The organism is Escherichia sp. F1 (genome assembly GCF_046764225.1).
Classification (GTDB): Bacteria; Pseudomonadota; Gammaproteobacteria; order Enterobacterales; family Enterobacteriaceae; genus Escherichia; species Escherichia coli.
Genome location: NZ_CP177202.1, coordinates 889,436 through 911,071 on the forward strand (window position 1 = coordinate 889,436; position 21,636 = coordinate 911,071).

Genomic DNA, 21,636 nt, shown 5'->3' on the forward strand with positions numbered 1-21,636 from the left:
ATGAAAACCAAAGTTGCTGCTATTTATGGCAAGCGGGATGTCCGTCTGCGCGAATTTGAACTGCCAGAAATTACCGATAATGAACTGTTAGTGAGTGTAATTTCTGACAGCGTCTGTTTATCGACCTGGAAAGCGGCGTTACTCGGTAGTGAACATAAACGCGTACCCGACGATTTAGAAAATCATCCGGTCATTACCGGGCATGAATGTGCCGGGGTTATTGTTGAAGTGGGTAAAAATCTCACCGACAAATATAAAAAAGGCCAGCGTTTTGTATTGCAACCGGCGATGGGGTTACCAAGCGGATATTCAGCGGGCTACAGCTACGAATATTTTGGCGGTAACGCCACCTATATGATTATTCCCGAAATCGCCATTAATTTGGGCTGCGTATTACCGTATCACGGCTCTTATTTTGCTGCGGCGTCGCTGGCAGAGCCTATGTGCTGCATTATTGGCGCTTATCATGCCAATTATCACACCACGCAATATGTTTATGAGCATCGCATGGGCGTTAAACCTGGCGGCAATATTGCGCTGCTGGCATGTGCTGGTCCGATGGGCATTGGCGCTATCGATTATGCTATTAACGGCGGCATACAACCGTCGCGGGTGGTGGTGGTCGATATCGACGATAAACGCCTGGCGCAGGTACAAAAGCTGCTGCCGGTGGAACTGGCGGCCAGTAAAGGCATTGAGCTGGTGTATATGAATACCAAAGGGATGAGCGATCCTGTCCAGATGCTGCGGGCGCTTACAGGAGATGCCGGGTTCGATGACATTTTTGTTTATGCGGCGGTGCCTGCTGTCGTTGAGATGGCTGATGAATTACTGGCGGAAGATGGCTGCCTGAACTTCTTTGCCGGGCCGACGGATAAAAACTTCAAAGTGCCGTTTAATTTCTACAACGTCCATTACAACAGCACGCATGTCGTCGGTACGTCCGGCGGTTCAACGGACGACATGAAAGAGGCGATTGCGCTTAGCGCCACGGGGCAGTTACAGCCTTCCTTTATGGTGACCCATATCGGTGGCCTGGATGCAGTGCCAGAAACCGTGCTCAATTTGCCGGATATCCCCGGCGGTAAAAAACTCATTTATAACGGCGTGACCATGCCGCTGACTGCCATTGCCGATTTTGCCGAAAAAGGCAAAACCGATCCGCTGTTTAAAGAGCTGGCGCGGCTGGTTGAGGAAACGCATGGCATCTGGAATGAGCAGGCCGAGAAATATCTGCTGGCGCAATTTGGCGTTGATATCGGGGAGGCCGCGCAATGATGTCCCTGGCGTGGCCATTATTTCGCGTTACGGAACAGGCAGCGTTGGCTGCCTGGCCGCAAACCGGATGTGGCGACAAAAATAAAATTGATGGCCTGGCGGTCACCGCGATGCGCCAGGCGTTGAACGACGTTGCTTTTCGTGGGCGAGTGGTTATCGGCGAGGGAGAGATTGACCATGCGCCGATGCTGTGGATTGGCGAAGAGGTGGGCAAAGGCGATGGGCCAGAAGTCGATATCGCGGTTGATCCCATTGAAGGTACGCGGATGGTGGCGATGGGGCAGAGCAATGCGCTGGCGGTCATGGCTTTCGCCCCTCGAGATAGCCTGTTACATGCGCCCGATATGTATATGAAAAAGCTGGTTGTTAATCGACAGGCTGCCGGGGCGATTGATCTGTCTTTGCCTCTGGCGGACAACTTGCGAAACGTGGCGAAAGCGTTAGGCAAACCGCTGGACAAACTGCGCATGGTTACGCTGGATAAACCGCGCCTGAGTGCCGCAATTGAGGAAGCAACACAGCTGGGCGTGAAGGTTTTTGCCCTGCCGGATGGCGATGTCGCCGCCAGCGTGCGGACCTGCTGGCAGGATAATCCTTACGATGTGATGTACACCATCGGCGGTGCGCCGGAGGGCGTGATTTCTGCCTGTGCCGTTAAAGCATTAGGCGGGGATATGCAGGCCGAGCTGATTGACTTTTGTCAGGCTAAAGGGGATTACACGGAAAATCGGCAGATTGCAGAGCAGGAGCGCAAGCGTTGCAAGGAAATGGGCGTTGACGTTAACCGTGTGTACTCGCTCGATGAACTGGTGAGGGGGAACGATATCCTCTTTAGCGCTACGGGCGTGACGGGCGGCGAGTTGGTGAACGGAATCCAACAGACGGCGAATGGGGTGCGGACGCAGACATTACTGATCGGCGGCGCGGACCAAACGTGTAATATAATAGACTCCCTGCATTGATGGTGATCTATCGGAAGACCAATGGCGACGCTGACAGAAGATGATGTGCTTGAGCAACTGGATGCACAGGACAATTTATTTTCATTTATGAAAACTGCGCATTCTATTTTGCTCCAGGGGATACGCCAGTTTCTGCCGTCGCTGTTTGTCGATAACGATGAAGAGATCGTGGAATATGCAGTGAAGCCGTTACTCGCCCAAAGCGGCCCGCTTGACGATATTGATGTTGCGCTGCGTTTGATTTATGCGCTGGGGAAAATGGATAAATGGCTGTACGCCGATATCACGCATTTTTCCCAGTTCTGGCATTACCTGAACGAACAGAATGAAATGCCCGGATTTGCCGATGACATGACCTGGGATTTTATTAGCAACGTCAATAGCATAACCCGCAATGCGACGCTCTATGACGCGTTGAAAGCGATGAAGTTCGCCGATTTCGCCGTCTGGTCAGAGGCGCGTTTTAGCGGGATGGTCAAAACGGCGCTGACGCTGGCAGTAACGACCACCTTAAAGGAATTAACGCCGTGAAAATTGAATTAACGGTGAATGGTCTGAAGGTACAAGCACAGTACCATGTTGATGAGATAGAAAATGTACATAAACCGTTGCTGCGCATGTTGGCGGCCTTACAGACGGTAAATCCGCAGCGGCGTACGGTGGTTTTTCTTTGCGCTCCGCCGGGGACGGGTAAATCTACCCTAACCACCTTCTGGGAATATCTCGCGCAACAAGACCCGGAACTACCCGCTATTCAGACGCTGCCGATGGATGGTTTTCACCATTACAATAGCTGGCTGGATGCGCATCAATTTCGCCCCTTCAAAGGCGCACCAGAGACATTTGACGTTGCGAAACTGGCGGAAAATCTGCGCCAGGTCGTGGAAGGGGATTGTACGTGGCCGCAGTACGATCGACAAAAGCATGATCCTGTTGAAGATGCGTTGCACGTTACCGCACCACTCGTCATCGTCGAAGGAAACTGGTTATTACTGGATGATGAAAAGTGGCAGGAGTTGGCATCTTTCTGCGATTTTTCTATTTTTATTCATGCACCTGCTCAAATTCTGCGGGAGCGCTTGATTAGTCGTAAAATTGCGGGAGGATTATCGCGGCAAGAAGCCGAAGCTTTTTATGCCCGAACCGATGGTCCCAATGTCGAGCGTGTTCTGGTGAATAGTCGTCAGGCCAATCTGATAGTAGAGATGACCGAAGAAGGCAGATATCACTTCAAAAGCTGACAATTTATTCCAGTTATTGCAGGGGTATTATTACGCCAGCCTGGAATAAAGCCCCCTACAAAAGGGGATAAAAGTGTGATGTAAGTCAGATAAATGTCTTCTTCGGCTGGACAATCATTCCTTTTATTCCACGTTTCGCTTATCCTAGCTGAAGCGTTTCAGTCGATTAAATGTTCGACAATTAACCAATCAGTCGCAGTTTGCGACAGGTAAGGTTTCCCCGGACGATTTGCTGGATTACTCTGTCTGGCAAATTTGCTCAGGGAAAACCTTGCAGGAGATCTATGACCGTACGCGTAGCGATAAATGGCTTCGGTCGCATCGGGCGTAATGTGGTTCGTGCTTTGTATGAATCCGGACGCCGGGCGGAAATTACCGTGGTGGCAATCAACGAACTGGCGGATGCTGCGGGCATGGCGCATTTGTTGAAATATGACACCAGCCATGGCCGTTTTGCATGGGAAGTACGACAGGAACGCGATCAACTTTTTGTTGGTGATGACGCCATCCGCGTATTGCATGAACGTACACTGCAATCGCTCCCCTGGCGTGAACTTGGCGTTGATGTAGTCCTCGACTGCACCGGCGTATATGGCTCCCGCGAGCATGGCGAAGCGCATATTGCCGCCGGGGCCAAAAAAGTGCTCTTTTCACATCCTGGCAGTAACGATCTCGACGCGACCGTTGTTTACGGCGTCAATCAGGATCAACTTCGTGCGGAACACCGCATCGTTTCTAACGCTTCCTGTACCACGAATTGCATAATTCCCGTCATCAAATTGTTAGATGATGCGTACGGTATTGAGTCCGGCACTGTGACCACAATTCACTCCGCCATGCACGATCAACAGGTTATTGATGCATACCATCCTGACCTGCGTCGCACCCGGGCAGCCAGCCAGTCGATCATTCCGGTCGATACTAAACTGGCCGCCGGTATCACACGATTTTTTCCGCAATTTAATGATCGCTTTGAAGCGATTGCGGTACGTGTGCCAACCATAAATGTGACGGCAATCGATTTAAGCGTGACGGTGAAGAAACCTGTAAAAGCCAATGAAGTCAACCTGTTGCTGCAAAAAGCAGCACAAGGTGCATTTCATGGTATAGTTGACTATACGGAATTGCCGTTGGTCTCTGTAGATTTTAACCACGATCCGCACAGTGCCATTGTCGATGGCACCCAAACCCGGGTTAGTGGCGCACACCTGATCAAAACGTTGGTCTGGTGCGATAACGAATGGGGCTTTGCTAACCGAATGCTCGACACGACGTTAGCTATGGCTACTGTTGCTTTCAGGTAAGACGCAAGCAGCGTCTGCAAAACTTTTAGAATCAACGAGAGGATTCACCATGTCTGTAATTAAGATGACCGATCTGGATCTTGCTGGGAAACGTGTATTTATCCGTGCGGATCTGAACGTACCAGTAAAAGACGGGAAAGTAACCAGCGACGCGCGTATCCGTGCTTCTCTGCCGACCATCGAACTGGCCCTGAAACAAGGCGCAAAAGTGATGGTAACTTCCCACCTGGGTCGTCCTACCGAAGGCGAGTACAACGAAGAATTCTCTCTGCTGCCGGTTGTTAACTACCTGAAAGACAAACTGTCTAACCCGGTTCGTCTGGTTAAAGATTACCTCGACGGCGTTGACGTTGCTGAAGGTGAACTGGTTGTTCTGGAAAACGTTCGCTTCAACAAAGGCGAGAAGAAAGACGACGAAACCCTGTCCAAAAAATACGCTGCACTGTGTGACGTGTTCGTAATGGACGCATTCGGTACTGCTCACCGCGCGCAGGCTTCTACTCACGGTATCGGTAAATTCGCTGACGTTGCGTGCGCAGGCCCGCTGCTGGCAGCTGAACTGGACGCGCTGGGTAAAGCACTGAAAGAACCTGCTCGCCCGATGGTGGCTATCGTTGGTGGTTCTAAAGTATCTACCAAACTGACCGTTCTGGACTCCCTGTCTAAAATCGCTGACCAGCTGATTGTTGGTGGTGGTATCGCTAACACCTTTATCGCGGCACAAGGCCACGATGTGGGTAAATCTCTGTACGAAGCTGACCTGGTTGACGAAGCTAAACGTCTGCTGACCACCTGCAACATCCCGGTTCCGTCTGATGTTCGTGTAGCGACTGAGTTCTCTGAAACTGCACCGGCTACCCTGAAATCTGTTAACGATGTGAAAGCTGACGAGCAGATCCTGGATATCGGTGATGCTTCCGCTCAGGAACTGGCTGAAATCCTGAAGAATGCGAAAACCATTCTGTGGAACGGTCCGGTTGGCGTGTTCGAATTCCCGAACTTCCGCAAAGGTACTGAAATCGTGGCTAACGCTATCGCAGACAGCGAAGCGTTCTCCATCGCTGGCGGCGGCGACACTCTGGCAGCAATCGACCTGTTCGGCATTGCTGACAAAATCTCCTACATCTCCACTGGCGGCGGCGCATTCCTCGAATTCGTGGAAGGTAAAGTACTGCCTGCAGTAGCGATGCTCGAAGAGCGCGCTAAGAAGTAAAAAATCACAGGGCAGGGAAACCTGCCCTTGTTGCAGCGCGCTTTTAAAGCACGCACTTTTTCATACTCTAAATAATTCGAGTTGCAGGAAGGCGACAAGAGAGTGAATCCCATGAGCTTACATAAGTAAGTGACTGGGGTGAGCGAACGCAGACGCAGCACATGCAACTTGAAGTATGACGAGTATAAGGCCCGACGATACAGGACAAGAGACATGTCTAAGATTTTTGATTTCGTAAAACCTGGCGTAATCACTGGTGATGACGTACAGAAAGTTTTCCAGGTAGCAAAAGAAAACAACTTCGCACTGCCAGCAGTAAACTGCGTCGGTACTGACTCCATCAACGCCGTACTGGAAACCGCTGCTAAAGTTAAAGCGCCGGTTATCGTTCAGTTCTCCAACGGTGGTGCTTCCTTTATCGCTGGTAAAGGCGTGAAATCTGATGTTCCGCAGGGCGCTGCTATCCTGGGCGCGATCTCTGGTGCGCATCACGTTCACCAGATGGCTGAACATTATGGTGTTCCGGTTATCCTGCACACCGACCACTGCGCGAAGAAACTGCTGCCGTGGATCGACGGTCTGCTGGACGCGGGTGAAAAACACTTTGCAGCTACCGGTAAGCCGCTGTTCTCTTCTCACATGATCGACCTGTCTGAAGAATCTCTGCAAGAGAACATCGAAATCTGCTCTAAATACCTGGAGCGCATGTCCAAAATCGGCATGACTCTGGAAATCGAACTGGGTTGCACCGGTGGTGAAGAAGACGGCGTGGACAACAGCCACATGGACGCTTCTGCACTGTACACCCAGCCGGAAGACGTTGATTACGCATACACCGAGCTGAGCAAAATCAGCCCGCGTTTCACCATCGCAGCGTCCTTCGGTAACGTACACGGTGTTTACAAGCCGGGTAACGTGGTTCTGACTCCGACCATCCTGCGTGATTCTCAGGAATATGTTTCTAAGAAACACAACCTGCCGCACAACAGCCTGAACTTCGTATTCCACGGTGGTTCCGGTTCTACTGCTCAGGAAATCAAAGACTCCGTAAGCTACGGCGTAGTGAAAATGAACATCGATACCGATACCCAATGGGCAACCTGGGAAGGCGTTCTGAACTACTACAAAGCGAACGAAGCTTATCTGCAGGGTCAGCTGGGTAACCCGAAAGGCGAAGATCAGCCGAACAAGAAATACTACGATCCGCGCGTATGGCTGCGTGCCGGTCAGACTTCGATGATCGCTCGTCTGGAAAAAGCATTCCAGGAACTGAACGCGATCGACGTTCTGTAAGTCATTCCTTTCTGCTTATCTCAAGGCCCGCTCTGCGGGTCTTTTTTTCGCCAAAAGCAAGGTGATACAGATGAGAAATCTGTGATCTATTTGGCAAAATTATGCTTTATTGTTTACCCTTGTCAGACTGCCCGTCATAAGGCGGCGGAGTGTATTTCTCCATTTTGAGTCAGTTGAAAAGGAATATTGAATGGAAGATTTGAATGTTGTCGATAGCATAAACGGCGCGGGAAGCTGGCTGGTGGCTAACCAGGCGCTGCTGCTAAGTTATGCAGTAAACATCGTGGCGGCACTCGCGATCATCATCGTTGGTTTGATTATCGCGCGGATGATTTCCAACGCGGTGAATCGCCTGATGATCTCCCGTAAAATCGATGCCACTGTTGCTGATTTTCTTTCTGCATTAGTCCGTTACGGTATTATCGCCTTTACGCTAATCGCTGCACTGGGACGCGTGGGTGTACAAACCGCGTCCGTCATTGCTGTACTCGGTGCCGCAGGCTTAGCTGTTGGTCTGGCTTTGCAGGGGTCACTGTCTAACCTGGCCGCTGGCGTGTTACTTGTCATGTTCCGCCCGTTCCGTGCCGGAGAATATGTTGACCTCGGCGGCGTAGCCGGTACTGTGCTGAGTGTGCAGATTTTCTCCACCACCATGCGTACTGCAGACGGTAAAATTATCGTTATTCCGAACGGTAAAATTATTGCCGGAAATATTATTAACTTCTCCCGCGAGCCAGCTCGCCGTAACGAGTTTATTATTGGCGTGGCGTATGATTCCGATATCGATCAGGTTAAGCAGATCCTGACCAATATTATCCAGTCTGAAGATCGCATTTTGAAAGATCGCGAAATGACTGTGCGCCTGAATGAACTTGGCGCATCGTCGATTAATTTCGTGGTCCGCGTCTGGAGCAACAGCGGCGATCTGCAAAACGTGTACTGGGATGTGCTGGAGCGTATTAAACGTGAATTTGATGCCGCCGGTATCAGCTTCCCGTACCCGCAAATGGATGTGAACTTTAAGCGGGTGAAAGAAGACAAAGCTGCATAATCAACGCTGAGGCCAGATAATACTCTCTGGCCTCTCTCTTATTAGTTTTTCTGATTGCCAATTAATATTATCAATTTCCGCTAATAACAATCCCGCGATATAGTCTCTGCATCAGATACTTAATTCGGAATATCCAACGTGTTTTCTTATTACTTTCAAGGCCTTGCTCTTGGGGCAGCTATGATTCTGCCGCTCGGCCCACAAAATGCTTTTGTGATGAATCAGGGCATTCGTCGTCAGTACCACATTATGATTGCCTTACTTTGCGCTATCAGCGATTTGGTCCTGATTTGCGCCGGGATTTTTGGTGGCAGCGCGTTATTGATGCAGTCGCCGTGGTTGCTGGCGCTGGTCACCTGGGGCGGCGTAGCCTTCTTGCTGTGGTATGGTTTTGGCGCTTTTAAAACAGCGATGAGCAGTAATATTGAGTTAGCCAGTGCCGAAGTCCTGAAGCAAGGCAGATGGAAAATTATCGCCACCATGTTGGCAGTGACCTGGCTGAATCCGCATGTTTACCTGGATACTTTTGTTGTACTGGGCAGCCTTGGCGGGCAACTTGATGTGGAACCAAAACGTTGGTTTGCGCTCGGGACTATTAGCGCCTCTTTCCTGTGGTTCTTTGGTCTGGCTATTCTCGCAGCCTGGCTGGCACCGCGCCTGCGCACGGCAAAATCACAACGCATTATCAATCTGGTTGTGGGATGTGTTATGTGGTTTATTGCCTTGCAGCTGGCGAGAGACGGTATTGCTCATGCACAAGCCTTGTTCAGTTAGGCGCTATCTGATGGAAAAATAAAACAGAGGCGCTAAGCTTGCCTCCAGAGGTCCTGAATTTTAGGCAAGTCAATTAACACGGAGAGACTAACGTGAAGTTCAAAGTTATCGCCCTGGCGGCATTAATGGGTATTAGCGGGATGGCAGCGCAGGCTAACGAATTGCCGGATGGACCGCATATTGTCACCTCCGGTACGGCAAGCGTGGATGCGGTGCCAGACATTGCCACTCTTGCGATTGAAGTCAACGTGGCCGCGAAGGATGCCGCTACTGCCAAGAAACAGGCGGATGAGCGCGTCGCACAATACATTTCCTTCCTTGAACTCAATCAGATCGCGAAAAAAGATATCAGCTCAGCGAACTTACGCACCCAGCCAGATTATGATTATCAGGATGGTAAAAGTATCCTGAAAGGCTACCGTGCTGTGAGAACGGTGGAAGTCACGCTCCGTCAGTTAGACAAACTGAATTCCTTGCTGGATGGCGCGCTGAAGGCGGGTCTTAACGAAATTCGTTCTGTGTCGCTGGGCGTGGCGCAGCCGGATGCCTATAAAGACAAAGCGCGTAAGGCAGCGATTGATAACGCGATTCATCAGGCGCAGGAACTGGCGAACGGCTTTCATCGTAAACTGGGGCCGGTATATAGCGTGCGCTACCATGTTTCCAACTATCAGCCCAGCCCAATGGTGCGGATGATGAAAGCCGATGCCGCGCCGGTGTCCGCCCAGGAAACTTACGAGCAGGCCGCTATTCAGTTTGATGATCAGGTCGATGTGGTCTTCCAGTTAGAACCTGTGGATCAACAACCCGCTAAAACACCTGCAGCACAATAATATTTGTAGCCCGACGTATTCGTCGGGCTAATGCCTTTACCCGATATTGCCTCCTTTTTCTGTAATTTTCTGTAAAACCATGACGTAATCACCTATCTTTGCTCGCGGTTTCATCAAGGATAGGCTGACTGAAACGGTTAAGCGGACAAGGATGCGGGGGAGGGAGTATGGACATTTTTATTTCGAAAAAGATGCGCAATTTCATTTTATTAGCGCAAACCAATAATATTGCCCGCGCGGCAGAAAAAATCCATATGACGGCTTCGCCATTTGGCAAAAGCATTGCCGCGCTGGAAGAACAAATTGGCTATACGCTATTTACCCGCAAAGATAATAATATCAGCCTCAATAAAGCCGGGCAGGAACTGTATCAAAAACTGTTCCCGGTTTATCAACGACTTTCTGCGATTGATAATGAAATCCATAACTCAGGACGTCGTTCACGAGAAATTGTGATTGGCATAGATAATACTTATCCGACAATTATTTTCGATCAGTTGATTAGTCTCGGAGATAAGTATGAAGGCGTGACCGCCCAGCCAGTTGAGTTCAGCGAAAACGGCGTTATCGATAATCTTTTTGACCGTCAGTTAGATTTTATTATCTCCCCACAGCATGTATCTGCACGAGTTCAGGAACTGGAAAACCTGACTATCAGTGAACTACCACCGCTGCGATTGGGCTTTCTCGTTTCTCGCCGTTATGAAGAGCGACAAGAGCAAGAGCTGCTTCAGGAGCTACCCTGGCTGCAAATGCGCTTTCAGAACCGGGCCAACTTCGAAGCAATGATTGATGCGAATATGCGACCTTGTGGGATCAATCCCACCATTATTTATCGTCCCTACAGTTTTATGGCCAAAATCAGCGCCGTGGAGCGCGGACATTTTCTGACGGTGATCCCGCATTTTGCCTGGCGACTGGTGAATCCGGCAACTCTGAAATATTTTGATGCGCCGCACAGGCCGATGTATATGCAGGAATATCTTTATTCAATCAGAAATCATCGTTATACCGCCACGATGCTTCAGCATATTGCTGAAGATCGTGACGGGACGAGTCATTAACCCAGCATCGAGCCGGTTGCAATTAAATTACGGTGTAAATCGAAGACGTGGCTAAGATCGTGGTGAATATGTCCGCCGGGCGCATTTTCCAGATAGCGATGCAGATAATCCCGATACATAGGATGTGCACAATTATCAATGATAGTGCGGGCGCGTTGAAGCGGGGAAAGACCACGCAGATCGGCGATGCCTTGTTCGGTGATGATCACTTTGACGCTGTGTTCGCTGTGATCAACATGGCTGCACATTGGCACGACGGTTGAGATCTTGCCTTCTTTAGCAATCGACGGGGCCATAAAGATCGACAGATACGCGTTGCGTTCAAAATCACCGCTGCCACCGATGCCGTTCATCAGATCGACCCCGGCTACGTGCGTTGAGTTGGCATGCCCGTAAATATCAAACTCCAGGCCGACGTTCAGAGCGATGACGCCCAGACGACGGATGATTTCCGGATTATTGGAAATTTCCTGCGGACGCAACACAATGCGGCTGGCAAAGTAATCCATATTGTCGTAAATCTTGCGCAGGGAATCGGCCGAGATAGTCAGGCTGGAGGCGCTGGCCCCGCTGATTTTGCCCGTTTCCAGTAAATGCACCACCGATTCCTGTAGCACTTCCGAATACATCATGAACGGAGGAATTTCCGGGTTTTCCCCTAGTCGCGCCATGACTGCATTATTGATATTGCCCACGCCACTTTGCAGCGGCAGAAATTCCGGCGGAATACGCCCATGCGCCATTTCCTGCAACAAGAACGTGACCACGTTATCGGCAATCTGCTGGCACATGGGATTTTGCTTATCCAGCATATTACCGGCGTCAGGCAAGTTGGTTTCCACGACGGCGATAATCTTTTTCGGATCGATTTGCACATAGCGGGTACCGACGCGATCCATTGCATGGAAGATCGACACGCTATTGCGCCGCGGTGGCGCGCCAGGAATCACAATATCTGCCAGTTCTGCAACGCGCGGATCGTGATAGTGATTGAGTTCAATGATCACTTTCTTCGCCCGCAGCAGCCAGGTCGGCGCATTACCGATCCCGCTGGTTAACCAGACTCGACCATCCGGTGCCAGTGCCGATGCTTCAATGACGGCAACATCAATGTCGCCGAAGAAACCGTAATTGACCATTTGCGCCACTTCGCTCAAATGCAGGTCAACGAAACTCACCGCGCCCTGATTGATCTTTTTACGTAAACCGGACGATGTTTGATATGGCGCACGCCAGGAAACAGCATCGGCGTCAGAAAGTACATCGTCAGCGGCGGCGCTGATTGACGCCCCCGTCAGCAGGCGAATTTGATACGGCTTTTTGGCCTCATGCTGTTCGTTAGCTCTGCGGGCAATGGCGGTGGGAAGGGCTTTCGGCGAACCCGCCGGGGTAAAGCCGCTAAATGCCACCATGTCGTTATGCTGGATAATTTCTGCCGCTTCATCGGCGGTCATCCTTGTCCACTGAGTTTCCATTTTTACTCCTTCGTTCGCAGGGATTAATGACCAACGAAATTAGGTTTACGTTTTTCGAGGAAAGCGTTCATCCCTTCCTGGTAATCTTCGCTGTCATAAACCGCGCGGCGCATCCCCTGAATACGTTCAAATTCATCGGAGTTCATGGTGTGCGCTTCGCCCAGTACACGCAGCTCTTCTTTGATAACGGCAATGGCTAACGGCGCTTTCTCAGAGATGTGGTGCGCCATTTGTAAGGTGAAATCTTCCAGTTCTTCCAATTCCACAACATGGTTGAGGATGCCGACAGCCAGCGCGCGCTGGGCGGTGATTGGCGAAGCGGTAAAAATCAGCTCTTTGACAATGTGGAAGCCCGCGTCGCGGGTCAGGTTGTGAATGCCGACCAGGTTATACGGGACACCGAGGTTTACAGGTGTCATTGAGAAGGTTGAGGTACTGGCGGCGATAATCAGATCGGAACTCATGATCATTTCAAATGCGCCACCCCAAACACTACCTTCCACCATCGAAATGATCGGTTTCGGGAATTTTTGGATCATGCGGGTGATTTGACGCAATGGATCATCATAGGAGAGCGGATCGCGACCGCCAGACGGCAGTTCGTGAATATCGTGACCTGCGGAGAAGACTTTGGATCCACTCGGCGCGCGCAAAATGATACAGCGAATTTCCGGCCGGTTGAGATCGCTTAACGCCTGCATAAGATCATCGATAAAGACTTTACTTAAGGCATTAAGTTTGCGGCCATAGTTAAACTCAATGACCGCCACTTTGTTGATAGTGGCAACGTTCACATACTGATAAGACATAAAAATTCCTTTAATCAAAATATTGCGTCTGGATAAATTCACTGAGCTGCCGCAGGCCGGTGCGCGGTGAGAGCGTATTGTTTTTGACCGCTAAAAGCGTCTGGCGGTAATAGCGATCGAAATCTTCATTCGCGAACAGGTGATTCAGTACTTCTTCTTCGGTTTGTTTACGCAGCCATTCCACCGATTGTTGTTGCCGCACTTGTTGCAAACGACCACTGGCAGTTAGCGCGGTTTTGAAGTCGATGATGGCGTGCCAGATCTCATCGATTCCACGTTTTTCCAGTGCGCTACAAGTCAGAACCCGTGGCTGCCATTCGTCGTATTTACGTCGCAGAATATGCAGGGCACTCTCGTACATATGCCGGGCAATGGCGATATTGGTATGGTTATCGCCATCGTCTTTGTTGATAACGATCAGATCTGCCACTTCCATCAGCCCCTTTTTAATGCCCTGCAGATCATCGCCGCCACCGGCAATTTGCAACGAGATAAAACAGTCCACCATGCGGGCGACTTCCGTTTCTGACTGCCCGACGCCAACCGTTTCGACAATCACTACGTCATAACCCGCCGCTTCGCATAACAGCATTAATTCCCGCGCTCGCTGACTGGCACCGCCCAGATGGCCGGAGGAGGGTACCGGGCGAATAAACGCCGCCTCGGCACGCGCAAGGTCATTCATGCGGGTTTTATCCCCGAGAATGCTACCGCCAGTGACCGGGCTGCTGGGATCGACCGCAATAACCGCAACCTTTAATCCCTCACGAATCAACAACATGCCAAAGGCTTCAAGAAAGGTACTTTTCCCCGCGCCGGGTGTGCCGGTAACGCCCAGTCGCAGGGCGTTACCACAGAACGGCATAATGGCGTCAAGCAGCTGTGTACTTAGCGCCTGATGACGCGGGTGACGGCTTTCCACCAACGTCATGGCCTGGGCGAGCGTGGCACGCTCACCCTGACGTAAGCGGCGAATACTTTCTGCCAGCGTGGCTTCATTAATCATGATGCTGGCTTATCAGATTCAGTACGTCGCGCACGCTGTCGAGCATAGGTGTACCTGGACCATAAATCGCCGCCACGCCGCGATCTTGCAGGAAGGCGTAATCCTGCGGCGGAATGACGCCACCCGCGACCACGCAGATATCTTTGCGTCCCCATTTTTTCAGCGCTTCGACCAGTTCCGGGATCAGCGTTTTATGACCGGCAGCCAGTGAGGATGCGCCCACTACGTGAACGTCGTTTTCTACGGCCAGGCGGGCGATCTCTTCAGGTGTAGAGAACATCGGGCTTAAATCTACGTCGAAACCGAGATCGGAATAGGCGCTGGCGATCACTTTCGCGCCGCGATCGTGCCCATCCTGGCCCATTTTAGCGATCAGAATGCGCGGGCGACGACCATTGTCGGCAAGGAACTGCTCCGTTTGCGCAACAATGGCATCGAACTCGGAGGCCGATTTCTCAGACTGATGATAGCTTTGCGCAATCACGCCGGTAACACACTGGCTTGGCACCAGATAACGGTCGAAAGCGGCTTCCAGCGCATCGGAAATTTCACCCAGGGTGGCGCGAACGCGAGCAGCATTAACAGCGGCAGCCAGCAGGTTTTCGTTATGCTGTGCGGCGTGAGTCAGGGCGTTCAACGCGGCGGTTACGGCGGCATCATCACGGGTGGCGCGAATGCGTTCCAGCGAAGCAATTTGCTCGTTACGCACCATCACGTTGTCGATCTCAAGTACATCGGTTTCGTCTTCGTGATCCAGTTTGTACTTGTTGACACCAACGATGACACGCTTGCCCTGGTCGATCAGCGACTGTTCGCGCGCTGAGGCCTCTTCGATCATTCGTTTTGGCAGACCTGCTTCGATCGCTTTCGCCATACCACCGGCTTCGTCGATCTGTTGGATAATAGCTCTGGCTTGTTTGACGATTTGATCGGTCAGCGACTCAACGTAATAGGATCCGGCCAGTGGATCGACGGTGCGGCAGAGTTCTGATTCTTCCTGAATGATGATCTGGGTATTGCGGGCAATGCGTGCTGAGAAATCGGTAGGCAAACCAAGCGCTTCATCAAAGGCGTTGGTATGCAGTGACTGAGTACCGCCCAGCGTTGCAGCCAGTGCTTCAATGGTGGTGCGGATAACGTTGTTATACGGATCCTGTTCAGTCAGGCTCCAGCCTGAGGTCTGGCAGTGGGTACGCAGCGCCAGTGATTTCGGATCCTGTGCGCCAAATCCACTGACCGCTTCGCTCCATAAATAACGTGCCGCACGCAACATGGCGACGTTCATAAACAGATCCATGCCAATGCCGAAGAAGAACGACAGGCGAGGAGCGAAGTCATCAATTTTCAGCCCAGCGGATATTGCTGCTTTGATGTACTCAATCCCATCGGCGAGCGTAAATGCTACCTGCTGCACGCAGTTGGCACCCGCTTCACCCATGTGGTAACCGCTGATACTGATGGTATTAAATCGCGGCATGTTGCCGGAACACCAGGCGATGATGTCGGCGATAATGCGCATTGACGGTTTTGGCGGGTAAATATAGGTGTTGCGGCAGAGGTACTCTTTGAGGATATCGTTTTGAATGGTGCCGGTCAGTTTATCAGGTGTAACACCTTGCTCTTCCGCGGCGACGATATAAAACGCCAGTACTGGTAGCACTGCGCCATTCATGGTCATCGAAACCGACATTTTATCCAGCGGGATCTGGTCGAACAGGACTTTCATATCTTCCACGGTGTCGATAGCGACGCCCGCTTTGCCGACGTCGCCCGCCACGCGTGGGTTATCGGAGTCGTAGCCTCGGTGGGTGGCAAGGTCAAACGCAACGGAAAGACCTTTTTGCCCGGCGGCCAGGTTACGGCGATAAAAAGCGTTGGACTCTTTTGCTGTTGAAAAACCAGCATACTGACGGATGGTCCACGGTTGGGCGGTATACATAGTGGCACGCGGGCCACGAACGTAGGGAGGCAAACCAGGAAGGGTACCTGTCACCTCCAGATTATCGAGATCGGCTTCGGTATACAGCGGCTTGATGGCGATCCCTTCCGCGGTTTGCTGAACCAGCGAGTCGACAGTTTTCTCCCGACGGCTCAATTCCTTGTTGGCAAGCTGTTGCCACTCCTGCACGTTAGACATTATTTGCTCCGTAAAACGCAATCAAAATGAGGGTATTTGCGCCTACGGTGAGCTTTTTACGTGGGTTTGTCGCCAGCAAAAAAAATGCATTCAGACGTCGTTTTTTGCCGCCTGAGATTTGTCTATTTTGTGATGTGATTCAAGGAATACAAAAAGAAGTGAGGACAACGCCTGATATGTGCTATCAGGCATTATTTGATGGATTAATCCTGACGAAGGACTTTGTGACCATAATCGAGTAACGCATCAGTGACTTTACGCATCATGCGGCTTTCAGGAGCAAAGCGGTGCCAGTAGAGCATCCGTCGTTGAAATAGCCCAGGCGTTAAGTCAATCAGTTCACCGCTGGCCAGCTCTTTCTCGATTTGCAGGTGCGGGATCATACAGCAGGTGGTGCCCTGGCGAGCAAGTTGCACGAACGCTTCTGAAGAATTAACAATATGGCACGGTACGCTGCCTGGGGGCAGATCGAAGTTTTGCTGCAAAAAGGCCTGGTGCATATCGTCAAGATGGTCAAAGGCGACCACTGGCGCTTTTAGCAGAGCCGAACGCGTTACGCCGTTAGGGAAATATTTTTCGGCAAACGGTTTTGAGCTGACGAATAGATAGTCGAGCGCACCGAGCTTATCGACAAGACAACTCGGCAGCGCCTGATGTTGAATACTCACCGCGCCGACCACTTCGCCGCGGCGCAGACGTTCCTGAGTGCGGGTTTCATCTTCTACCTGCAAGTTGAGGCGGATAGGCGAATCAGCTAACACAGGAGCCAGCGCCGGAAGCAACCACGTCGCCAGACTGTCTGCGTTGACCGCCAGTGAAAGCAGCAGCGGAGTCGAACCGGTTTGTTCATCGCCCAGCCACTCTTCTTCCAGCAACTCCACCTGGCGCAGCAGTGCCAGCAGTTTTTGCCCTTGTTCTGTCGGGCGCGGCGGTACGGTACGCACCAACAGCGGCTGCCCGAACATATTTTCCAGTTGCTTAATGCGCTGTGAGACGGCTGATTGTGTAATGCACAGCTTTTGTGCCGCGCGCTCAAATCCTCGTTCACGTATCACCGCATCCAGTGCCTGTAATGTTCTGTAGTCCGGGCGTTTCATTGCTGTTGTCTGCTCCTGGTAAATGCTTTTTCCTGCACTATGACACAATTTTGTGTCAGGTTGCATATACCGAAGCCGTCGGCGGGTAACATTTGTATCAATGGTTAAACGCGCAGCTTAAAAGATCAGGGATTTGCGCTATTGCATTTCGCTTAGCGACTTCGCGCCCTGGTTATGTTGAATGGCGTGGCGTTATTGCCTCTGTTCGCACCGTGGAGCGGCATACCCAGACCGTTGTATGCTTTATTTGCCGGGCGAAAGGGGATGCCCGCCATTGCGCGATATTTTATGGATGAGTTAACCACGCGGCTTGCCAACGGGGTCTGAATCGCTTTTTTTGTATATAATGCGTGTGAAATTTCATACCACAGGCGAAACGATCATGACGCAGGATGAATTGAAAAAAGCAGTAGGATGGGCGGCACTTCAGTATGTTCAGCCCGGCACCATTGTTGGTGTAGGTACAGGTTCCACCGCCGCACACTTTATTGACGCGCTCGGCACGATGAAAGGCCAGATTGAAGGGGCCGTTTCCAGTTCGGATGCTTCCACTGAAAAACTGAAAAGCCTCGGCATTCACGTTTTTGATCTCAACGAAGTCGACAGCCTTGGCATCTACGTTGATGGCGCAGATGAAATCAACGGCCACATGCAAATGATCAAAGGCGGCGGCGCGGCGCTGACCCGTGAAAAAATCATTGCTTCGGTTGCGGAAAAATTTATTTGTATTGCAGACGCTTCTAAGCAGGTTGATATTCTGGGCAAATTCCCGCTGCCAGTAGAAGTTATCCCAATGGCACGTAGTGCAGTGGCGCGCCAGCTGGTGAAACTGGGCGGTCGTCCGGAATACCGTCAGGGCGTGGTGACCGATAATGGCAACGTGATCCTCGACGTCCACGGCATGGAAATCCTTGACCCGATAGCGATGGAAAACGCCATAAATGCGATTCCTGGCGTGGTGACTGTTGGCTTGTTTGCTAACCGTGGCGCGGACGTTGCGCTGATTGGTACACCTGACGGTGTCAAAACCATTGTGAAATGATCTGACGGGGGAACCTCCCCCGTTAAAAAAATTCTCTTCATTAAATTTGGTGACATGTGTCACGTTTTTACCTGGCTATTGTCGATTGCTCTAAATAAACCCTCTAAACCAGCATATTCATCCAAGAAATACCTTTGCGTGATATTTCCTCAACATCGCGACGCAAACGTTCATATTGCCGCAATATTATTTTTTGATATGTTGAAAGGCGGATGCAAATCCGCACACAACATTTCAAAAGACAGGATTGGGTAAATGGCAAAGGTATCGCTGGAGAAAGACAAGATTAAGTTTCTGCTGGTAGAAGGCGTGCACCAAAAGGCGCTGGAAAGCCTTCGTGCAGCGGGTTACACCAACATCGAATTTCACAAAGGCGCGCTGGATGATGAACAATTAAAAGAATCCATCCGCGATGCCCACTTCATCGGCCTGCGATCCCGTACCCATCTGACTGAAGACGTGATCAACGCCGCAGAAAAACTGGTCGCTATTGGCTGTTTCTGTATCGGAACAAACCAGGTTGATCTGGATGCGGCGGCAAAACGCGGTATCCCGGTATTTAACGCACCGTTCTCAAATACGCGCTCTGTTGCGGAGCTGGTGATTGGCGAACTGCTGCTGCTATTGCGCGGCGTGCCGGAAGCCAATGCTAAAGCGCACCGTGGCGTGTGGAACAAACTGGCGGCGGGTTCTTTTGAAGCGCGCGGCAAAAAGCTGGGTATCATCGGCTACGGTCATATTGGTACGCAATTGGGCATTCTGGCTGAATCGCTGGGAATGTATGTTTACTTTTATGATATTGAAAATAAACTGCCGCTGGGTAACGCCACTCAGGTACAGCATCTTTCTGACCTGCTGAATATGAGCGATGTGGTGAGTCTGCATGTACCAGAGAATCCGTCCACCAAAAATATGATGGGCGCGAAAGAAATTTCACTAATGAAGCCCGGCTCGCTGCTGATTAATGCTTCGCGCGGTACTGTGGTGGATATTCCGGCGCTGTGTGACGCGCTGGCGAGCAAACATCTGGCGGGGGCGGCAATCGACGTATTCCCGACGGAACCGGCGACCAATAGCGATCCATTTACCTCTCCGCTGTGTGAATTCGACAACGTCCTTCTGACGCCACACATTGGCGGTTCGACTCAGGAAGCGCAGGAGAATATTGGCCTGGAAGTTGCGGGTAAATTGATCAAGTATTCTGACAATGGCTCAACGCTCTCTGCGGTGAACTTCCCGGAAGTCTCGCTGCCACTGCACGGTGGGCGTCGTCTGATGCACATCCACGAAAACCGTCCGGGCGTGCTAACTGCGCTGAACAAAATCTTCGCCGAGCAGGGCGTCAACATCGCCGCGCAATATCTACAAACTTCCGCCCAGATGGGTTATGTGGTTATTGATATTGAAGCCGACGAAGACGTTGCCGAAAAAGCGCTGCAGGCAATGAAAGCTATTCCGGGTACCATTCGCGCCCGTCTGCTGTACTAAATCCCCTTCTCTGAAAATCAACGGGCAGGTCACTGACTTGCCCGTTTTTTTATCCCTTCTCCACACCGTTGCCGCATTGCGCATTCTACTTTGCGAGTCTGCTCCAGAAAATAAATCAAAGTCAGATCAATGCGTTGTGTTTATTTAATGGGGATTTACGATGGCAGGGCAGCATGGGGCTGTAACGGTAAAGCCCTCACCGAAGCGAGGGCTTGAAGGAGAAGGGTTATGATGCGACTTGTCATCATACTGATTGTACTGTTACTCATAAGTTTGCCAGCTTATTAACAGTCAGTCACAGGGGAGGAGTAATCCTCCCTTACCCTTACTCACTAAATTAGGTTAAAGAATCAACGATGTCAATCAGGGCGATGCAGGTGTGTCGCCCTCACCACTCCCAGACTTTCGACGGTGTAACCACCGCAGGAAGAGGGATATCCCACTCTTCAACGGGGAGTTTTTCCACCAACTGACAATCATGCGCATAACCCACCGGTTGCATTTTATAGTGCTGCCAGTTTTGTAAGGTCCGATCATAAAAACCACCGCCCATTCCCAGGCGCTGGCCGTACTCATCAAAGGCGACCAGCGGTGTGATCAACACGTCTAATCGGGAAAGGGGGAGCACGTCACGCACATCCAGTTTTGGCTCATGGATCTTCAACCTGTTCATCACCAGTTCGCTTTGCGGATGGTAATTCAGGAACAGCAAATTACCGGCACTAAAGGGATGCAAAACTGGAAGATATACGCGCTTACCGGCGCGCCAGAGTTGTTCTATAAGTGGCTGGGTGTCGAGTTCGCCATCAAAAGAGAGGAATACAGCGACCGTATGCGCCATCACCACTGGGGGATAAGTCATCATCCGGGTAGCAGCTTGTTGACCCATTTCCTGCTGTTGTTCCGGCGTTAACGCACGACGACGTTGCCGAATCATTTTGCGGATTTCTTGTCGGGATAATGTCAGTGGGAGTTCTGGTAGTTGCGTCATGGCTGGTGCCAGATAAGAAGGGAATCTCCGAGATGCCGCCGCAGGCTGTAACCCTTGAACCCTTGGTTCAAGGTGAATGTGTCGTCGCAGTTTTAAGGCTTCTCGGACGGACCGAGCATGCTCACCAACCGCGGAGCGCCACATTCTTGTGGTATGAAATATCGGCTCAGGGGACTGGCCCGCTTGCGAACATCTCAGAGAAATTTTGTCTTCACGGTTACTCTACCACAGTAAACCGAAAAGTGTCATTCAAAGTTTTGGTTAGTTTTTTCGGTGATGCGACCTTGTTCAAGTAACGCTTGTTCTATGGTCTGCTGCAGCATCCGAATACGCTGTTCCATACTTGCCGCGTAGTCACGAGTCTTCGCTTTTTCTTGCGCTAACTCATAGCTGATATTCAATGCGGCAATGAAGACCAACTGTTCAGTATTTGTGACTCTAGTGCGTTCTTTCAGATCTTGCAACCGTTGGTTCAGATCGTCCGCTGCCTGATTCAACGCATCCCTTTGGTCAGGCGGGCAGTTCACACGCAGTGAACGGCCAAAAATTTGGATATCGACGGGTTGTGCAGACATGCC

Annotated in this window: 21 protein-coding genes and 1 other RNA gene; 14 read left to right on the top strand and 8 right to left on the bottom strand. The window is 51.1% G+C overall.

Annotation, left to right across the window (positions count from 1 at the left end; genetic code table 11):
• From ACK8NJ_RS04255 to srsR, 11 genes are all read left to right on the top strand, one after another.
• Positions 1 to 1,278: a zinc-binding dehydrogenase gene (locus tag ACK8NJ_RS04255; protein ID WP_328116322.1), complete on the top strand. Its 1,278-nt coding sequence runs from the start codon at positions 1 to 3 to the stop codon at positions 1,276 to 1,278.
• Positions 1,275 to 2,240 (top strand): class II fructose-bisphosphatase, encoded by a 966-nt coding sequence (gene glpX, locus ACK8NJ_RS04260; protein WP_328116320.1) that lies wholly within the window; start codon positions 1,275 to 1,277, stop codon positions 2,238 to 2,240. Before ACK8NJ_RS04255 ends, glpX begins: the two co-directional genes overlap by 4 nt.
• Positions 2,241 to 2,261: 21 nt before the next feature.
• Positions 2,262 to 2,771, top strand: coding sequence for a fumarase E (gene fumE / locus ACK8NJ_RS04265; protein ID WP_000224133.1), 510 nt, complete (start codon positions 2,262 to 2,264; stop codon positions 2,769 to 2,771).
• The gene (locus ACK8NJ_RS04270) at positions 2,768 to 3,481 is read left to right on the top strand and encodes a nucleoside/nucleotide kinase family protein (protein WP_000687716.1); all 714 of its coding nucleotides are present in this window, start codon (positions 2,768 to 2,770) and stop codon (positions 3,479 to 3,481) included. The genes fumE and ACK8NJ_RS04270 overlap by 4 nt, the downstream gene beginning before the upstream one ends.
• A gap of 284 nt (positions 3,482 to 3,765) precedes the next feature.
• Positions 3,766 to 4,785 (top strand): erythrose-4-phosphate dehydrogenase, encoded by a 1,020-nt coding sequence (gene epd, locus ACK8NJ_RS04275; protein WP_000218485.1) that lies wholly within the window; start codon positions 3,766 to 3,768, stop codon positions 4,783 to 4,785.
• 49 nt (positions 4,786 to 4,834) lie between these two features.
• Positions 4,835 to 5,998, top strand: coding sequence for a phosphoglycerate kinase (pgk, locus tag ACK8NJ_RS04280; protein ID WP_000111269.1), 1,164 nt, complete (start codon positions 4,835 to 4,837; stop codon positions 5,996 to 5,998).
• Between the two features lie 213 nt (positions 5,999 to 6,211).
• Positions 6,212 to 7,291 (top strand): class II fructose-bisphosphate aldolase, encoded by a 1,080-nt coding sequence (fbaA, locus tag ACK8NJ_RS04285; protein ID WP_000034372.1) that lies wholly within the window; start codon positions 6,212 to 6,214, stop codon positions 7,289 to 7,291.
• A gap of 190 nt (positions 7,292 to 7,481) precedes the next feature.
• The gene (mscS, locus tag ACK8NJ_RS04290; protein WP_000389812.1) at positions 7,482 to 8,342 is read left to right on the top strand and encodes a small-conductance mechanosensitive channel MscS; all 861 of its coding nucleotides are present in this window, start codon (positions 7,482 to 7,484) and stop codon (positions 8,340 to 8,342) included.
• A 138-nt stretch (positions 8,343 to 8,480) separates the two neighbouring features.
• Complete coding sequence (gene argO / locus ACK8NJ_RS04295; protein ID WP_000493346.1) at positions 8,481 to 9,116, top strand: arginine exporter ArgO; 636 nt, start codon at positions 8,481 to 8,483, stop codon at positions 9,114 to 9,116.
• A gap of 92 nt (positions 9,117 to 9,208) precedes the next feature.
• Complete coding sequence (locus tag ACK8NJ_RS04300; protein ID WP_000669834.1) at positions 9,209 to 9,949, top strand: oxidative stress defense protein; 741 nt, start codon at positions 9,209 to 9,211, stop codon at positions 9,947 to 9,949.
• Between the two features lie 167 nt (positions 9,950 to 10,116).
• On the top strand, positions 10,117 to 11,013 hold the full coding sequence (srsR, locus tag ACK8NJ_RS04305; RefSeq protein WP_000350807.1) for a LysR family transcriptional regulator SrsR: 897 nt from the start codon (positions 10,117 to 10,119) through the stop codon (positions 11,011 to 11,013).
• On the opposite strand, the gene scpC is transcribed toward srsR, so the two are convergent.
• The 5 genes from scpC to argP form a co-directional block, all read right to left on the bottom strand.
• Positions 11,010 to 12,488 carry a propionyl-CoA:succinate CoA transferase gene (gene scpC, locus ACK8NJ_RS04310; protein WP_097234217.1) on the bottom strand — a complete coding sequence of 493 codons (1,479 nt, stop codon included), beginning with the start codon at positions 12,486 to 12,488 and terminating at the stop codon, positions 11,010 to 11,012. The two genes, srsR and scpC, sit on opposite strands and share 4 nt — an antisense overlap.
• Positions 12,489 to 12,511: 23 nt before the next feature.
• Positions 12,512 to 13,297, bottom strand: coding sequence for a methylmalonyl-CoA decarboxylase (gene scpB / locus ACK8NJ_RS04315; protein WP_001521243.1), 786 nt, complete (start codon positions 13,295 to 13,297; stop codon positions 12,512 to 12,514).
• Between the two features lie 10 nt (positions 13,298 to 13,307).
• Positions 13,308 to 14,303 carry a methylmalonyl Co-A mutase-associated GTPase MeaB gene (gene meaB, locus ACK8NJ_RS04320; protein WP_032152701.1) on the bottom strand — a complete coding sequence of 332 codons (996 nt, stop codon included), beginning with the start codon at positions 14,301 to 14,303 and terminating at the stop codon, positions 13,308 to 13,310.
• Entirely contained in the window at positions 14,296 to 16,440 is a 2,145-nt protein-coding gene (gene scpA, locus ACK8NJ_RS04325) for a methylmalonyl-CoA mutase (RefSeq protein ID WP_001521239.1), read from the bottom strand. The genes meaB and scpA overlap by 8 nt, the downstream gene beginning before the upstream one ends.
• A gap of 203 nt (positions 16,441 to 16,643) precedes the next feature.
• Positions 16,644 to 17,537 carry a DNA-binding transcriptional regulator ArgP gene (gene argP, locus ACK8NJ_RS04330; protein ID WP_000828351.1) on the bottom strand — a complete coding sequence of 298 codons (894 nt, stop codon included), beginning with the start codon at positions 17,535 to 17,537 and terminating at the stop codon, positions 16,644 to 16,646.
• A 382-nt stretch (positions 17,538 to 17,919) separates the two neighbouring features.
• Between argP and rpiA the strand changes: the two genes are divergently transcribed.
• The 3 genes from rpiA to ACK8NJ_RS04345 all read left to right on the top strand — a co-directional run bounded on the left by rpiA (position 17,920) and on the right by ACK8NJ_RS04345 (position 20,355).
• Positions 17,920 to 18,579 (top strand): ribose-5-phosphate isomerase RpiA, encoded by a 660-nt coding sequence (gene rpiA / locus ACK8NJ_RS04335; protein WP_000189743.1) that lies wholly within the window; start codon positions 17,920 to 17,922, stop codon positions 18,577 to 18,579.
• A 255-nt stretch (positions 18,580 to 18,834) separates the two neighbouring features.
• Positions 18,835 to 20,067, top strand: coding sequence for a phosphoglycerate dehydrogenase (gene serA / locus ACK8NJ_RS04340; protein ID WP_001151604.1), 1,233 nt, complete (start codon positions 18,835 to 18,837; stop codon positions 20,065 to 20,067).
• Positions 20,068 to 20,295: 228 nt separating this feature from the next.
• On the top strand, positions 20,296 to 20,355 hold the full coding sequence (locus ACK8NJ_RS04345) for a type I toxin-antitoxin system Ibs family toxin (RefSeq protein WP_100635201.1): 60 nt from the start codon (positions 20,296 to 20,298) through the stop codon (positions 20,353 to 20,355).
• A gap of 100 nt (positions 20,356 to 20,455) precedes the next feature.
• Here ACK8NJ_RS04345 and ACK8NJ_RS04350 read toward each other — a convergent pair whose 3' ends face one another.
• The 3 genes from ACK8NJ_RS04350 to zapA form a co-directional block, all read right to left on the bottom strand.
• Entirely contained in the window at positions 20,456 to 21,058 is a 603-nt protein-coding gene (locus ACK8NJ_RS04350) for a 5-formyltetrahydrofolate cyclo-ligase (RefSeq protein ID WP_001298273.1), read from the bottom strand.
• Positions 21,059 to 21,078: 20 nt separating this feature from the next.
• Positions 21,079 to 21,262: non-coding RNA, 6S RNA (gene ssrS, locus ACK8NJ_RS04355), on the bottom strand.
• A 41-nt stretch (positions 21,263 to 21,303) separates the two neighbouring features.
• Positions 21,304 to 21,633: a cell division protein ZapA gene (gene zapA / locus ACK8NJ_RS04360; RefSeq protein WP_001276008.1), complete on the bottom strand. Its 330-nt coding sequence runs from the start codon at positions 21,631 to 21,633 to the stop codon at positions 21,304 to 21,306.
• Between the last annotated feature and the right edge of the window lie 3 nt (positions 21,634 to 21,636).

Excerpts from the sequence above, each read along its gene's own strand:
- ACK8NJ_RS04255 (WP_328116322.1), top strand. The coding sequence starts at position 1 with ATGAAAACCAAAGTTGCTGCTATTTATGGCAAGCGGGATGTCCGTCTG.
- glpX (WP_328116320.1), top strand. The coding sequence starts at position 1,275 with ATGATGTCCCTGGCGTGGCCATTATTTCGCGTTACGGAACAGGCAGCG.
- fumE (WP_000224133.1), top strand. The coding sequence starts at position 2,262 with ATGGCGACGCTGACAGAAGATGATGTGCTTGAGCAACTGGATGCACAG.
- epd (WP_000218485.1), top strand. The coding sequence starts at position 3,766 with ATGACCGTACGCGTAGCGATAAATGGCTTCGGTCGCATCGGGCGTAAT.
- pgk (WP_000111269.1), top strand. The coding sequence starts at position 4,835 with ATGTCTGTAATTAAGATGACCGATCTGGATCTTGCTGGGAAACGTGTA.
- fbaA (WP_000034372.1), top strand. The coding sequence starts at position 6,212 with ATGTCTAAGATTTTTGATTTCGTAAAACCTGGCGTAATCACTGGTGAT.
- mscS (WP_000389812.1), top strand. The coding sequence starts at position 7,482 with ATGGAAGATTTGAATGTTGTCGATAGCATAAACGGCGCGGGAAGCTGG.
- srsR (WP_000350807.1), top strand. The coding sequence starts at position 10,117 with ATGGACATTTTTATTTCGAAAAAGATGCGCAATTTCATTTTATTAGCG.
- scpC (WP_097234217.1), bottom strand. The coding sequence starts at position 12,488 with ATGGAAACTCAGTGGACAAGGATGACCGCCGATGAAGCGGCAGAAATT.
- scpB (WP_001521243.1), bottom strand. The coding sequence starts at position 13,297 with ATGTCTTATCAGTATGTGAACGTTGCCACTATCAACAAAGTGGCGGTC.
- meaB (WP_032152701.1), bottom strand. The coding sequence starts at position 14,303 with ATGATTAATGAAGCCACGCTGGCAGAAAGTATTCGCCGCTTACGTCAG.
- scpA (WP_001521239.1), bottom strand. The coding sequence starts at position 16,440 with ATGTCTAACGTGCAGGAGTGGCAACAGCTTGCCAACAAGGAATTGAGC.
- argP (WP_000828351.1), bottom strand. The coding sequence starts at position 17,537 with ATGAAACGCCCGGACTACAGAACATTACAGGCACTGGATGCGGTGATA.
- rpiA (WP_000189743.1), top strand. The coding sequence starts at position 17,920 with ATGACGCAGGATGAATTGAAAAAAGCAGTAGGATGGGCGGCACTTCAG.
- serA (WP_001151604.1), top strand. The coding sequence starts at position 18,835 with ATGGCAAAGGTATCGCTGGAGAAAGACAAGATTAAGTTTCTGCTGGTA.
- ACK8NJ_RS04350 (WP_001298273.1), bottom strand. The coding sequence starts at position 21,058 with ATGACGCAACTACCAGAACTCCCACTGACATTATCCCGACAAGAAATC.
- zapA (WP_001276008.1), bottom strand. The coding sequence starts at position 21,633 with ATGTCTGCACAACCCGTCGATATCCAAATTTTTGGCCGTTCACTGCGT.